Annotated in this window: 1 protein-coding gene; it reads left to right on the top strand. The window is 44.2% G+C overall.

Annotated features, from left to right (window positions below; translation table 11 throughout):
• Window positions 1-50: 50 nt before the first annotated feature.
• Window positions 51-582 (top strand): IS5 family transposase (locus RUMCAL_RS09690; RefSeq protein WP_040647822.1); only part of this gene is annotated, 532 nt, incomplete at its 3' end.

Raw genomic sequence — 582 nt, 5'->3', positions numbered from 1 at the left:
GCAAATATGGTATAATAGAAAAAAGACAAAAAAGCAGGAGGAAAAGACAAATGAGCCAGATGACATTCAGCGATTATGAGTACAGCCTGAGAAAGCGGAAAACGAAGCGGGAAGAATTCCTGGACATCATGAATGAGATTATTCCGTGGGAAGAATGGGTAGAATTTGTACGCCCGTATTATCCGAACGGCAAGCGTGGCAGACCAACAAAAGGAATCGAAAAAATGCTGCGGATGTATCTGTTGCAGATCTGGTTCAATCTCTCTGATGAGGGCGTGGAAGATGCCATCTATGACAGCTATGCATTCCGGAAATTCATGAATATCGACTTTATGGAGGAACAGGTTCCCGATGCAACAACGCTTCTGAAATTCCGTCATTTGCTGGAAGAAAACCATCTGGGGGAAGTGTTTTTCAAGGCGATCAATCGTGTGATGGAAGCTACTGGGCATATCATGCACGGCGGTACGATCGTAGATGCAACCATTATTTCTGCACCGAGTTCGACCAAAAATGCAGAGAAGAAACGGGATCCGGAAATGTATCAGACCAAAAAGGGAAATGTATGGAAATTCGGGATGA

Origin of the sequence: Ruminococcus callidus ATCC 27760, from assembly GCF_000468015.1 — a bacterium.
Taxonomy (GTDB): Bacteria; Bacillota; Clostridia; order Oscillospirales; family Ruminococcaceae; genus Ruminococcus_C; species Ruminococcus_C callidus.
Note: the sequence above shows the minus strand (reverse complement) of the source record. Positions and strands in the feature narration are given on the sequence as shown.